General features: G+C 26.6%; 9 protein-coding genes, 1 pseudogene, 1 CRISPR repeat array and 1 riboswitch. Of the genes and pseudogenes, 1 reads left to right on the forward strand and 9 read right to left on the reverse strand.

The features are described from left to right. Nucleotides 1-96: 96 nt before the first annotated feature. Together ACYQ1T_RS02690 and ACYQ1T_RS02695 are read right to left on the reverse strand one after the other, a co-directional pair. Nucleotides 97-5,448, reverse strand: a complete 5,352-nt coding sequence (locus ACYQ1T_RS02690) for an NPCBM/NEW2 domain-containing protein (protein ID WP_459831434.1) — start codon at nucleotides 5,446-5,448, stop codon at nucleotides 97-99. 155 nt (nucleotides 5,449-5,603) lie between these two features. Beyond that, nucleotides 5,604-5,687: riboswitch (cyclic di-GMP riboswitch) on the reverse strand. Between the two features lie 117 nt (nucleotides 5,688-5,804). Further along, nucleotides 5,805-6,080 (reverse strand): hypothetical protein, encoded by a 276-nt coding sequence (locus ACYQ1T_RS02695; RefSeq protein WP_459831436.1) that lies wholly within the window; start codon nucleotides 6,078-6,080, stop codon nucleotides 5,805-5,807. Nucleotides 6,081-6,264: 184 nt separating this feature from the next. Between ACYQ1T_RS02695 and ACYQ1T_RS02700 the strand changes: the two are divergent. Beyond that, a pseudogene (locus ACYQ1T_RS02700) lies at nucleotides 6,265-7,412 on the forward strand (IS3 family transposase). Here ACYQ1T_RS02700 and ACYQ1T_RS02705 read toward each other — a convergent pair. The 7 genes from ACYQ1T_RS02705 to cas5b form a co-directional block, all read right to left on the reverse strand. Next, complete coding sequence (locus tag ACYQ1T_RS02705; protein ID WP_459831439.1) at nucleotides 7,379-7,855, reverse strand: YbhB/YbcL family Raf kinase inhibitor-like protein; 477 nt, start codon at nucleotides 7,853-7,855, stop codon at nucleotides 7,379-7,381. The pseudogene ACYQ1T_RS02700 and the gene ACYQ1T_RS02705 sit on opposite strands and share 34 nt — an antisense overlap. 90 nt (nucleotides 7,856-7,945) lie before the next feature. After that, nucleotides 7,946-8,305: a winged helix-turn-helix transcriptional regulator gene (locus ACYQ1T_RS02710; RefSeq protein WP_459831441.1), complete on the reverse strand. Its 360-nt coding sequence runs from the start codon at nucleotides 8,303-8,305 to the stop codon at nucleotides 7,946-7,948. 82 nt (nucleotides 8,306-8,387) lie between these two features. Next, nucleotides 8,388-8,808: direct repeats of the CRISPR family, unit length 29 nt; unit sequence ATTTACATTCCTCATAGTTAATATAAAAC. A gap of 202 nt (nucleotides 8,809-9,010) precedes the next feature. Then, nucleotides 9,011-9,274: a CRISPR-associated endonuclease Cas2 gene (gene cas2 / locus ACYQ1T_RS02715; RefSeq protein WP_459831443.1), complete on the reverse strand. Its 264-nt coding sequence runs from the start codon at nucleotides 9,272-9,274 to the stop codon at nucleotides 9,011-9,013. A 1-nt stretch (nucleotide 9,275) separates the two neighbouring features. Then, nucleotides 9,276-10,259, reverse strand: a complete 984-nt coding sequence (cas1b, locus tag ACYQ1T_RS02720; protein ID WP_459831446.1) for a type I-B CRISPR-associated endonuclease Cas1b — start codon at nucleotides 10,257-10,259, stop codon at nucleotides 9,276-9,278. Beyond that, nucleotides 10,259-10,777 (reverse strand): CRISPR-associated protein Cas4, encoded by a 519-nt coding sequence (cas4, locus tag ACYQ1T_RS02725; RefSeq protein ID WP_459831448.1) that lies wholly within the window; start codon nucleotides 10,775-10,777, stop codon nucleotides 10,259-10,261. The genes cas1b and cas4 overlap by 1 nt, the downstream gene beginning before the upstream one ends. A gap of 78 nt (nucleotides 10,778-10,855) precedes the next feature. Beyond that, nucleotides 10,856-13,165 carry a CRISPR-associated helicase Cas3' gene (gene cas3, locus ACYQ1T_RS02730; RefSeq protein ID WP_459831451.1) on the reverse strand — a complete coding sequence of 770 codons (2,310 nt, stop codon included), beginning with the start codon at nucleotides 13,163-13,165 and terminating at the stop codon, nucleotides 10,856-10,858. A 57-nt stretch (nucleotides 13,166-13,222) separates the two neighbouring features. After that, the gene (gene cas5b, locus ACYQ1T_RS02735; protein WP_459831454.1) at nucleotides 13,223-13,963 is read right to left on the reverse strand and encodes a type I-B CRISPR-associated protein Cas5b; all 741 of its coding nucleotides are present in this window, start codon (nucleotides 13,961-13,963) and stop codon (nucleotides 13,223-13,225) included. Nucleotides 13,964-13,972: the final 9 nt, after the last annotated feature.

Genomic DNA, 13,972 nt, shown 5'->3' on the forward strand with positions numbered 1-13,972 from the left:
AATGATATTATAATAGTTACATATTAAATATGTATATTTAGAAAACTTTCTTTAAACAAATAAGACACACTTTATTAGTGTGCCTTATTTTATAATCTATTTTTTAAACATATATAAAGTAGTAGGTTTAAAATTTCCATTAGCTCCTTCATATGAAAGTATTATAGAAGCTACATCATTTTTAAAGTTCGAAATATCTATTGAAATATTTCCATTTTCCATATTGCTTGCTACATCTAATTCAACTTCTCCTGACTTTCCACCTAAAGTTATTTCTTTTGGCACTAGCTTTTCACCATTTATATCTACTACATCCTCTTTTATTACAACCTTCCCATTTATTTCTTTAGCCATTCCAACTGCAATATAGGATTCTACTATAGATATATTTTTTAATTTACTTAAGTTTTTAAGTGGAGATATATTAGTTATTTCATTATAATCTAAGTTTAGACTTTCTAGATTTTTTGCATATTGTAATCCTTCTAAACTTGTTATTCTTCCTGAGTTATCTGTCAATCTAGTAAGTTTATACATATCTTCTATAGTTATATCATCAGTAGATATATTTAATGTACTCTTTATAGCTTTTTTCAAATAGGAGTCTGATATATTAACAACTTCCTTAAGATTAATCTTATCTTGTAAATTATCTATAGCATTTTTCAATTCAGATGCCACTTTATTTACTTCTTCTTGTAAGCTTTTCTTATTTGATAATATAGTATTTGCTTTTAAAATAGAGCCTTCTAATACTTTTACACTTTCTTCAGTATAAGTTTCTTTATTAATTTTATTTGCAGCCTCTACTAACTTTTCCAATTCCGTATAATCTGTTGTATTAACTAAAGCTTCATATCCAGACTTTAACTTATTGTATAAAGCATCAACTTCTTTTTGATTATATCCATCTAATAAAGAATCCTTAACTTCTTTTAAAGTAGCTTGAATATTATCCCAAGCTTCTGCCTTATAGCTTTCTTTATTTAGCTTATTAATATTGTCTACTATTGAATCTAACTTTTCTCTATTAACTTCAACTCCATTATCATTTGCATAATATAATTTTGAATCTCCAAAATCAGCATGATCTGAACCATTTCCATTGCCACCATCAGTAACTACAAGCTTCATTTCTTTAACGCCTGTTATATTTAATTCAACAAATTTTTGCTTATCAGTTGACCTCATTACCCCACTATCATAAGCTTTTTGTCCATCTAACCAGATTTGGAAGATTACAGAACCTACTGTATTATACATTTGTCTATCTACACCAATATATGTTGAGAAATTAGTGTAATTACCATCTTTTAAGTCGTAAATAATATTTGATGTAGAGTGTGTACCTATTCCTTTATTATATTTAACTAAACTTCCATCTTCTCCAGTAAGTCTTAATGCATTTCCACTTACAGATAAGTCTTTATTAACTTGTCCCCATGAAGCTGTAGCAGATTTCCAGTTAATATCACTTAGATATTTATAATCTTCCATATCAGTTACAAAAACTTCACGAATAGCTGTAGTGGTATTTCCATTACTATCAGTAACGCTATAAGTTAAATTATATTTACCTGTTTTATTGAAATTAACATCTCCACTAACTATAACTTTAGAAGTTATATCGCCATCTTCTGAATCATTTGCAGTATAAGTTTCAGATTTTAAGTCTATAGGAACTCCTAGTTTAGTTGAAATTGCTTTAGGAATAACTAAAGTTGGCTTAGAATTTGTTATTAGGAATTTTGCATCTCCAAAATTTGCATGATCTGAAGAAATTCCATTTCCTGCATCATTTACAATAAGCTTTACTTTTGATGCACCCTTTACAGGAATTCTTACAAACTTAGCTTCATCATTCCATTTCATTAATCCACTATTATATACTTCTTTATCATCTGCAAATATTTTAAATATAACACTTGAATTTCCTTGCTGAGCTATATTTCTATCTACTCCTACATAACTTTCAAAATATTCATAATTTGTACCTTCTAAATTATAGACTATTTCTGAATTTGCATGAGTTCCAATACCTTTATCAAATACTTTTTCTTCACCATCTATACTAAGTTTAATTTTAGCTCCACCTGATGCTAAATCTTTTCTTACTTGTCCATAACTAGTATTTGCAGATTCCCAATTAATATTAGATATATATTGACTTTCACTCCAAACTATAACTTTTCTATTTAAAGTAGTAGTATTTTCTTCACTATCAGTTACAGTATAAATTACATCATATTCTCCTGTTTTATTATTATCAAAACCACCATTATTAATTACTATATTAGATGTTATATCTCCATCTTCAATATCTTTTGCAGATACTCCATCCATTAAATCTAGTTTATCACGTAGTTTTAAATAAGTTGTGTTTTCAGCTGTTATTACTGGTTTGGTAGAATTTCTAGTAAACTTTGTATCAGCCCAAACTCCACTATCATTTGAAATTCCATTTCCACTATCACTCATTAAAAGTTTAACTTCCTTAGCTCCAGCTACATTAAGAGATATATGTTTCTTAGCTGTATCTACAGTCATTCTTCCACTATCGTATTTTATTTCTCCATCTACAAACACTTGGAAATTAACTGAAGTTTGTGGTGCTGTACTATTCCCATCTGCTCCAATGTATGATTCAAAGGTTTCAAAGCCTTTTCCTTCTATATCTACAACCACTTCTGATATAGCATGCATTCCTATCCCTTTTTTATACTCTCTTTTAGTTATATTATCTGTTAATAGAATTGATGAATTTCCATGAGATTTATCCTTTTTAATAGATCCATAACCTGCCTGTGAAGATTTCCAATCCATATCACTTAAATAAGTGGACTCACTAACTACAGTTACATTCATACTGTCTTTAACAACTACTCCTGAGTTTTCTACTTCTATTTCTAAAGTATATTTTCCTCTTTTAGTTGTATCCAAATTAGAACTAACTAGTTTAACTTTTTCCTTTAAGTCACTTCCCTTATTATCTAATACACTTATATAATCCTTAAAATCAAAGCTATCATTAATATTTATTACTATACCATCATCAACCTTTAAATTAGGAGTAATAGTCATTCTACTAACCTTCTTTGATGGTTTTAGCTTTTTATCATAAACAACTAATTCATATTTATAATTTTCGCTAGGGTCTATATTTTTATCTTCAAATGAAGTGCTTGTTGTATAACCTACTAATTTTCCATCTCTAAATATTTCATATCCCATGGCAGCACTTTTACTAGCTTCATCAATACTAAATGATAATTTATTTGTATTATTAATGCTATTTGTTACAATGCTATCTATAGATGCTACCGTGTTTTCTGTAAAACCTTTTCCCTCATATCCTACACCTGAAGAATTCATATATTCTAACTTAACACTTGGCTTTGATAAATGTGAGACTTTTGCCTTCATAACATCTGTTGTTTTCACATAATTCCAATCATTAAAGAAATCTGTTAAATCATACCCAGAAGCTAATGAATATGCTATAACAAATCTTTGCTGATTATTACTTAATCCATTTAAAACTCCATTTGGATTAGTTCTTGCGATTCTTGATGCTTTTCCATAAAGATCACTTCCATAATAATATAAAGGTTGACTTAAAACTCCTAAATTTGTGAAGTATCCATGATTAAATGTATTTCCTGAAAACCTTGAATATAAAGTTGTCCAGTCTATAGCATCTCCCCCTGTACCAAATACCTTTCTCATTTGTGCAGAATATAGGTTATTTGTTACCTCACTATGTTCTGTCCAAGAGTTATTTATATTATGTCCCCATTCATGGAAAAATAGCCAATCATCATTTAACGCAAATGGTTTAACTATATGCTTAAATACACCTGTATCTCTTCTTGGTGCATTTTCGCCATTATATCCAGTATATCCCCAATCAGACCAACCATAAGGCCCCTTTGTAAATACTCTTGATGTAAATTTTACATTATATAAATCATTTCTTGGATCTGGATCATTTTCTACAAATCCACTAAACTTTTGGAATTCATGCCACATCTTCTCCCAATCATTCATTGTATCTGCTACAGTTTTTCCTGATGACTTAATTTCCTTAATTCCTTGTAATGCTCCTGCTGCACTTGTAGTTATTGTATTATTTTCCGAAATTAACTCTGTAACATTATATAAAATATCCTCTCTTAATCCATTAGCAAAATCATTATCATTTATACTTATTTTTTTAGTATATTCCTCTAACTCTCTTTCATATTCAGCTGGATCAGTTTTCCCATGATAATAAACAGGGAATTTTGTTCCACCTACTAGTCTTACCTTTGGTGCATAAGCTTGATCACTTGGTAAAGCTGGATTATAAATATATATTACAGCTGGACTCATATTACTAAATTCTGGTGCTTTAATAGTATTTAAACCAGGCTTTAATGTATAAAATCTTCTCCAATCATTTTTATCATTTGCAAGTTGTCCTAACAATAATTGTGGCATAACACCTTTTTCATCAGCATCTACATATAGCTTAATTGTTTCTCCTGGTGTAACATATTTTCCAAAAGTATCTAAAGAATAGGATGCTCTTGTTATTTGATGCTCCCTTGCTTCCTTTGAAACATCTCCCCTTTGAGATGCAGTTAAAATTAAAGCATCTTCATATTTATTAGGATTATTATATAAATCCTTTGCTTCTTGAATTATATTAATATATTTACTAGCTAAGGGATGATTATTAACCTCTTTTTCGAAATTTTCCAACAATTCAATGTTGTTATATTTATCACTTAACTTAACGTGTGTTCCATCAACAAAGATATTATTAATATTATCTTCTACAATATCTTCTTTAAAAAACATAAATTCATTAGCACTTGACCATGAATCATAACTTTCATCAAATACAAATTTAAGTCTTTTAAATTCTGTTTTATTAAATTTAAATTCGTATAATCCACTACCTTTTGTTGCTTGTCCTTTTCCTACTAATTTAAAATCATTTTCATCATCTGTTAAAGATGAGTATATAGAGAATTTATTTGCAAATCCTTTATTACCTGCATCTTTTCTAGCTCCATATACAATTCTATTTATAGTTTCAACATTTTCAAAAGTTACAATCACTTCATTTGTAAATGCAGAACTATTTGGTCTTCCCGTTTCCCAATGAGTTGATAAATTTCCATCAAATGCTTTGTTTAGTGTACTACTTGCATACACTCCCCCATTATTTGAATAAGATTTTATACCTGTTACTTTAAATGCTTTTTCATAATCATTATAGTTTTCTAATGATGTCATATTAAATTGGTTTACAGATACGTTGTACTCTGATTTTGTTCCTTCTTCAACTTTATCTTTGGACACCTCCGAGTTTGTATCCATAGCAAATGCTATGTTTGTTGGAATAACACTGGTTGCTAAAGTAGCTACAATAGTTAAAGCTATTATTTTCCTTTTATTCATACACTTCCTCCTAAATATTTTTAATTTTTAAATAGAATTCAAATTAAAAAATTTCTCCGAAGTAAATATAAGTTTTTATTAATTGATTAATAAAAAAGGCTACTCAAAAAGAGCAGCCTAATAAATGCAATTAATTACAAAAAGACTTGCGACTCTTCGGTAACTGGCTAGCATAGTTTAAAACCTTAGCCCCTATAGCTTTGCGTCACTAGATTTCTCTAGCTTTGCCTTTAAAACTTTTTTTATTCTCATTAACTATTTGCCTATATTATATACCATAAAATTACATACATTATATATTTTTAACAAAATTCACACTTTATTTACAAATTATCAAAATTTTATATAATTTAATCTTAAGTCTTGATTTTTTTATTAAATTCTAATTTTCTATTCCTAAAATATAGTAATACATCAATTGATACCATAATTACATTTATAACATATAAAAATATTACATTATCATAATTATATATTAGTTTATTTAGTATTCCTGATAAATATCCTATTATTAAAATAATCATAAACATAACACTTTTTCCATTTGTTGATTTAGATATTAATGACTTATAAATTGAAAACGGCCATGCTAATCCAAAACATAATAACATAATTACTTCATATATACTCATATCTAATTACTATACTCTCCTTTTAAAGTAAATTGATCAAGTATATGCCCATCCATTTTTCTATGTAATTCATTTAAGTAAAACCCATTTTCTAAATCAAGTATAGTGGTGTTAGTATAAAGTAGTGGACACATTAAGTCGAACTAAGTAAAATTATATTTAGTTAAGAAAGGATGTGTCCATTATGGGAAGTGGCAAAAGGTATGATCAAGAATATAAAAATATGATAGTAGATTTATTTAAATCAGGAATGAGCTTAGCAGAGCTAAGTAGCGAATATGGCATTGCAAAATCAACAATCAACGGCTGGGTTAAAGATGTAAAAGAAGTTAAAATAGATGAAAATGAATCTATGACACTTAAAGAAGTAAAGGCTTTAAAAAAGGAAATGGCAAGGATTAAAGAGGAAAATGAAATATTAAAAAAAGCTATGGCCATATTTGCAACAAGAAATTAAATCAAGTAATACTATTTATAGATAATAATAAAAACAATCATGATATTAAGACTATGTGTACCGTTCTAGGCGTAGCCAGAAGTACATATTATAAATCTTTTGATAAAATTAAATCTTCAAGAGCAATAGAAAATGATGCATTAAAAGCAGCGATTACAAGGATATATAAAGCTAATAAAGGGATATATGGTGCTCCTAGGATTCATCATATACTTGGTACAGAAGGCTTTAATGTGTCAATAAAGAGAGTTCAAAGAAAAATGACTGAACTTGGTCTTTGTGCAATAACTGTAAAAAAATATAAGCCTCATTCAAATAAGAAAGTAGCAGAAGATTTAGAAAACGTTTTAAATAGAGATTTTGCAACTACTTCTATTAATGAAAAATGGGTTGGCGATATTACATATATTCATACTATCAAAGATGGTTGGTGCTATTTAGCTTCAGTTCTTGATTTACATTCAAAAAAAATAATTGGCTACGCCTTCGGTAAAAGAATGACTAATGATTTAGTTATTAAAGCTTTAAAAAATGCCTACTACAGCCAAAATCCAGATAAAAATAAAAATTTAATATTTCATACAGATTTAGGCTCTCAATATACTAGTAATGATTTAAAAGAGCTATGTATACAGTTTAATATTATACAATCATTTAGTAAAAAAGGTTGTCCATATGATAATGCTTGTATAGAATCTTTTCATTCTTCAATAAAGAAGGAAGAAATCTATAGAAATACATACCGTACCTTCGAAGAAGCCAATATAGCTATATTTAAATATATTGAAGGCTGGTATAACAGAAAAAGGCTACACTCTTCTATTAATTACATGACTCCAAATCAATGTGAATTATTAGCTAGAGGTGTAGCATAAAAAAAGTTTGACTTTTTGTGTCCAAGATATTGACGTAAGACCATAGTATCAATTGCATAAACATGAATTTCATAAATATGTGGTGAATCTAGGGGTGCCATTCCACCATAATATGTACAAATTTCTTTATCCTTTTCCCCCCCTTGAATACTAATCCAACTATTAACTCCTTGAACAAAATCAAATGATAACTGACTTTCATTTTCTTTTAATTCACCTCTAGTAATATTGGCTACAATCCAGTGTATCCAAGAAAATCCTCCACTAACAGGAATAGCATCTTTATCCTCTATAACTATGGCATAAGAAACCGTATTTTCTGGAGCATCTTCGATTTTTAAAGGAATCGAACATGTTGGTATTCCATGATCATTTACTATACCTCTTTTCCCATACTTATCATTAATAATTCCGTCTACTATTCCACTACTTGTTACTTTCATTAACTCATCTCCTTTATATTTTAAAAGTTATGGTTAAATCATATATCTACATTATTAATTGTTCAATTACTTACTTTTTTGTATGTATTTTCATTTTAATAAGCAAAGTTTTCTTAATTCTTCTTCTTTACCATCTTCTATCATATACTCTATACCTATTTTCTGAAATATCTCTAATGCAGAAAGAACTTCTTTTCCCCTAGATGTTAATGAATACTCAACCTTTAATGGATATCCTTCATATTCCTTTTTTTCAACTAACGAATATTTAATTAAATCTTTTAAATGTTGTAATAACATTTTTTCGGTTATTCCATTTATATCTTTTCTTAGCTTCGAAAGAGAAGTTGCTTCTAATCTTAATCTCCATATAATAATTGTTTTCCATTTTCCTTTTAACATATCATGTACTAATTCTAAAGGACATGTATATTCACTTCTAATTTTCATAAACTCTATACCTACCTTCATATTTTTATTTGATTATAGTATAAACTTTAGCATATCATTTAAATCTAGTAACAATTTATATATTTACATTCATCATAGTTAATATAAAACAAGATGTAGAAAAGTATATACACACAATAAATACAGAATTTACATTCATCATAGTTAATATAAAACCTTTTTATAGAGCAAATATAATAATGAAGTCTATTTCATTTACATTCCTCATAGTTAATATAAAACGAATGAAAGAACAGAATCTCATACAAGGTCTATGCAGATTTACATTCCTCATAGTTAATATAAAACTATAACTCGAAAAACTATCAATACCACCATCAGTCAAATTTACATTCCTCATAGTTAATATAAAACGATGGATTGGCGAAGTTTAGTGAAGATTATATCTATATTTACATTCCTCATAGTTAATATAAAACATGTTTCATATGTTCCATCACTATTTTTTATACGATTTACATTCCTCATAGTTAATATAAAACCCCAATTTAATGTACTAAGAAAAGTCTATATTCATGCCATTTGTACACTTATATTTTATCATAAAGTTAATTATTTTGCAGTAAGTCCTCAGTGTATTTTCATTATTCATCTTTTATATATCATATAACCATTGTTACTTCTAGCTTTAACATTATTTTTATAAAAATATGATCTACTGCAATTATATATTTAAGTAAAATTTCACAGAAATTTCTCATCGTAATTTTTTTCTTTTCCTATTATATTTTTTTCTATATTATTGGAATTTTTAATTCTATATATGTATATAGAATCTTCATCTTTATTTATGTTTTTATATACCTCTGTTAAACATTTTTGTAGTTTAGCTTCAGTAATTTCTCCTTCAAACACTGAATTCTGTGTCCATGTTATATATCTTTTCAATATTTTTCTAACTCTATTTATTCTTTTTTCTCCTATATCATAGGTTAATACTATAAACATATTACCACCATGCTTTAAGTGGTTTATATTGTTCATTTTCTATCAATGCTTTTATTATCTTATAACATTCTAGTCTTATCAAGCTTTTATACGATACTTTTCTGTTTAAGGCTCTATGCTTTATTGTTGTAGATAGTTTATTTTCATATTCCTTTATAAATTTCTTTTTTCCTAATTCATTTAGATAACATAACCCTTCTTCAATATCAAAATCTTCTTTTCTTATCATATTTTTATTTATCATAGTAAATATAATACTATCTATTATTAAAGGCTTAAATATTTCTGCAACATCTAGGCTTAAAGAGAACCTTTTTTTAGATGGTTCGTGTAAATAACTTATAGTTGGATCTAATGGAGTTTTATATATTTCTCCTAAAACAGTAGTATACATAAGACTATTTCCAAAGGATATTAATGCATTTATAGGATCTGTTGGTGGTTTCTTTTCTCTTTTATTAAAGTAAAAGTCTTCCTTTAAAAATGAATTAAATGCTTCATAGTATTTTTTTCTTGCTCTACCTTCTGCTCCCATTACCTCTTGAATGCTATTTGCTGATTTCATTATTTTTCTTTCATTTTCTATCATACTAATGAATTCTTCTGTTTTTTCTTTATGTCTCCTTAAATTTCTAAGTATATGATGAATTGCCGAGTCTATAAATGCCTTTGAAAATTCTAATCTAGATTTGTTATCTAAATATGCTTTTGATTGATTTACTAGTAAAATTCCTGAAACATTTTTCTTCCTTGAATAATAACTTCCACTATAGAATCCATAATAGTTATATATACTTATTAAAATACTATATTTAGATATATGATTTAAAAATTTTGTATTTAAGTCTATTTCCCCAAATAAATGTAATCTTTCAATATCTTCTATTGGTATTGCTTTTTTATTTTCTTCACAATCTATGAAATATATTGTATTCTCTTTACGCTTAAGTTTTCCATTACTAAAAATATAATAATCTTTTGCCATTAATCTATCTCCTTAACATAACAGAATTCATAATATGCACACTTTTTACAATATGGTAGCTTTTCTACTTTCGGAGGATATTCTTTCTCTAATAAAGTTCTTATTTCGATTAATGTTTCTTTTATTTTATTTTCGTATCCTTCATTTAACTCAACTTCAAATACCTTTTTTTCTTTAACATAATTTAATGAACCTTTTTTATTTATTCCTAATTGTTTTAAATAAAATAAGTAGTATAATATTTGCATTTTATCTGACTCTGTCATTTTACTAGATATCTTAACTTCCTTAACTTTATCACCTTGTAATATATCTACTTTAATCATATTATCAATTAATTTTTCTTTATACTTAGCCGTATTATATGATGCTTCGTGAACTACTTTTCCTTGAAGAACTCTATCACTATTATTTTCCAAAGCTATACCTTTATCAAATAACCAGAGTTTTCTTTTACATATAAAATAATAGTTAAATTTTATACCTTGAACCTTAAAATCATTAAAATCAAAATTCATAATAAATCCTTCCTCTCTAAATATTTATTAGCTAAATACTATCATCAATTAAGGACATATTTGGTATATAATTTTTTTCTATAAAATTTGATTTTCACTAAATCCATTAAGCTCTTCTTCATATTCAAGACCTTTTTCTAGAGTATACCTTCCTGGAACAATATATATCTTATTAAATTTACTTATTTCTAATTCCTCTACTTTAGTATTATTTCTCTTCATATTATTTATCTTTTTTGAATTAATACTTACTGTCTTTTTCATTATTTCATCTCTATAATATATTCTCTTTGAAAAGTCTTTCTCTATTTTTAATTTTTTTATAAGTTCACTCAACTCTTCTTTATTTTTTTCATATATACATTTTGGTATAACATTTTCTGAAGAGATATCTCTTAGTTTTTCTTCATTTTTCTTTAAATCATATGGAATTATATCTTTAAAGTCACATATAGTTTTTTTTATTTTAGAAAAATAATTAGAATTTTTTAAATTTTGTACGGAATATACTTCATCTACTATCTTCATCTTCTCCTCTTCATCTAATTTCATATTATCGTACTTCATTATTACTTCCTTTGATTTTTCAAAAATATCTATATCTATTATTGAGTCTTTTAAACTTATTCCTGATGGTCTTTTTTCATTTCCTACAAATATATTTATATTAACTATATCATCACACAAAATTCTATTTCTAAACACTCTCCCCATTCTTTGTAGTAATCCTGAAATATCTGATAACTCGGTAAATAAAACATCAAAATCTATATCCAAACTTGCTTCTACAACTTGAGTTGTTATCCATATTCCTTTAAAATCATTTTTCAATTGACCATCTTTAAAAATTTTAGTTTCTTTTTTAGTTCTATCTTCTTTAATATATCTACTATGAAACATAAATATCTTTCCTTCTAAATCTTTATGTAATGCTAACTGATTATAAAGATCTTGAGCAGCCTTTATAGTGTTAACTATTACTAATACTTTTTGATTATTAAAACTTTTATATATTATCTTAGAATTTATATTTTCCTCAAAAACTCTTACTTTATGCCGTAACATAATTTTTCTATCTTGCTTTTTTAAAAATGGCTTTTCTGGAGTTTTATACATTTTCCCACTTTCTATACCAACATAATTCATAAAATATTCAAAAATAGGTGGAAATGTTGCCGTTACAATAGCAAATTTACCACCCATTAATATAATTTCTCTTAATGCTAGTATTAAATAAGCAATCATATCTGGAGAATACATTTGTATTTCATCTATTACAATTTTAGAATAGCTTAAAGTTGCTAATTTTAACTCAAAGCCTTCATATTTGAAAATAAAACTTATAAGTTGGTCTAAAGTACATATAGTTAATGGAAAAGATAACTGTTTGGTAGAGTCTAAGTATTCTTTATCAATTACTCCTTCCTCAGACCTTTTCATATATTCTGATGCACTATCTGAATGTAATAATGCTGTTTTATCATTTCCATAATTTATTTTTTCTATTACTCTGTCATAAACTGAATTTATAGCTACCTTTAAAGGCAATGTAAAAAAACCTTTATTATTCCCAATCCAAATTAAAGCACCTTCTGTTTTTCCTATTCCTGTAGATGCTTTTATAACCAAATTATCTTCTTGATGTGACCTCATATATCTTTGTAAATCATTTAATTTATATGGTTCTATTGATTTAACTGTTAATTTCTCAAGTTCACCTGGTTTAATTTCAACATTTACATCACTACTTGCAGCAAAATCAATTTTATTTAGTAATCCCTTAGTCATTATAAATTTGCTTGCATCCTCAAAGTTAATATCTTTCTCAGAATCTAAATAATCAACTAATACTCTGCTTTTCAAGTATTTAGTAAAACCTGTACTAAGTTCTATATTATTTTTTATCAATTTATTATATTTAAAGTTATTTTTATATTTTTCTAAATCTTCTCTAATAACTTTCATAAGTTCTATTTTTCTATTACCTTCAAGTTTTTCTCTATTATGATGGTAAAAAATACTTTCATAAAGTATTTTTATCTCTTTTCTCAAAAAGTTTTCTTCTAAATAATCAATTGGTATAAAAGCATTACTTAAATATCCATGTGGTATTTCATCAATTTCTTTTAATTCATCCTTTAATAATTTTATTTTAGCCCTATTATTTACTTCTCCACTTTTATTAATATTTTCAATTATTTTATTCTGAAATTTAGTGTTCATTTTACCTAAATCATGATATAAACATGCAAGCCTTAATAAATCCCAATTTATATTTTTAATATTAGGATATATAAGCCTTAATCTTTCATATTCTCTTAGCAAATTTTCTGTATGCTCTTGAATTGTTTCCTTTGGATTACTTTTGGCTAAAAATAAATTTTCCACTTTACTACCCCATTCTAAAATTTTAGAGACTAGAAAACTCTCTAGTCTCTTTTAAATTTAAATCAAAAATACTTTCTTATTATCATTATCAAAATATATCTCACAATCTGAAATATTATTTTTTCCACCTACACAATAAGCTACTTTTACCTTTTCCCAACTTCTAAATTCTGTTCCCTTTTTAATAGTCTCTTTTTTATATACCTTATTAAGTGTATAAATAGTAGCCTGTGTAATGACATCATTATTTTTTATATATTCATATGGAATATAATAATTGCTCCCTTTATCTAATACATCTACTTCTATATCTTTTTTAATTAAGTCTACAACTTTAACATTATCTACTCTTATTATGTCTTCTCTTCTACCAAGTGAAATATATTCATTTGGCTTATTAAATGAATCATATATAATTGGAATTAAAGCTTCATCTTTTGGACATATGTGTAAAACTAACTTTACATCAACTAATAATTCTGCTATGGCTACTCCTCTCGTAGATCCATATATTTTCCCATCACTTGATTCTAACCTTAACTGATGTCTTCCCTCTTCAAAGCTAGCTCCTGAAAATTCATATCTAGTGTATAAATCATAAACTCTAGAATTAAAACTTCCTTGTATTGATACATCCATTTCTTTATATTCATTAAACTTACAAGCAAAATGAACCATACCTATAATAGTAGATGGTGGAGGAAGAGGATAGCTTTCTTTAAGTTGAAAACTTGTAGGCTTTTTATAGTTTACTAGATTCTGATATATTTCAAGCTTTATAGCCTTTTTAACTTGCACCTTAAACAC

Source organism: Clostridium carnis (assembly GCF_054657435.1).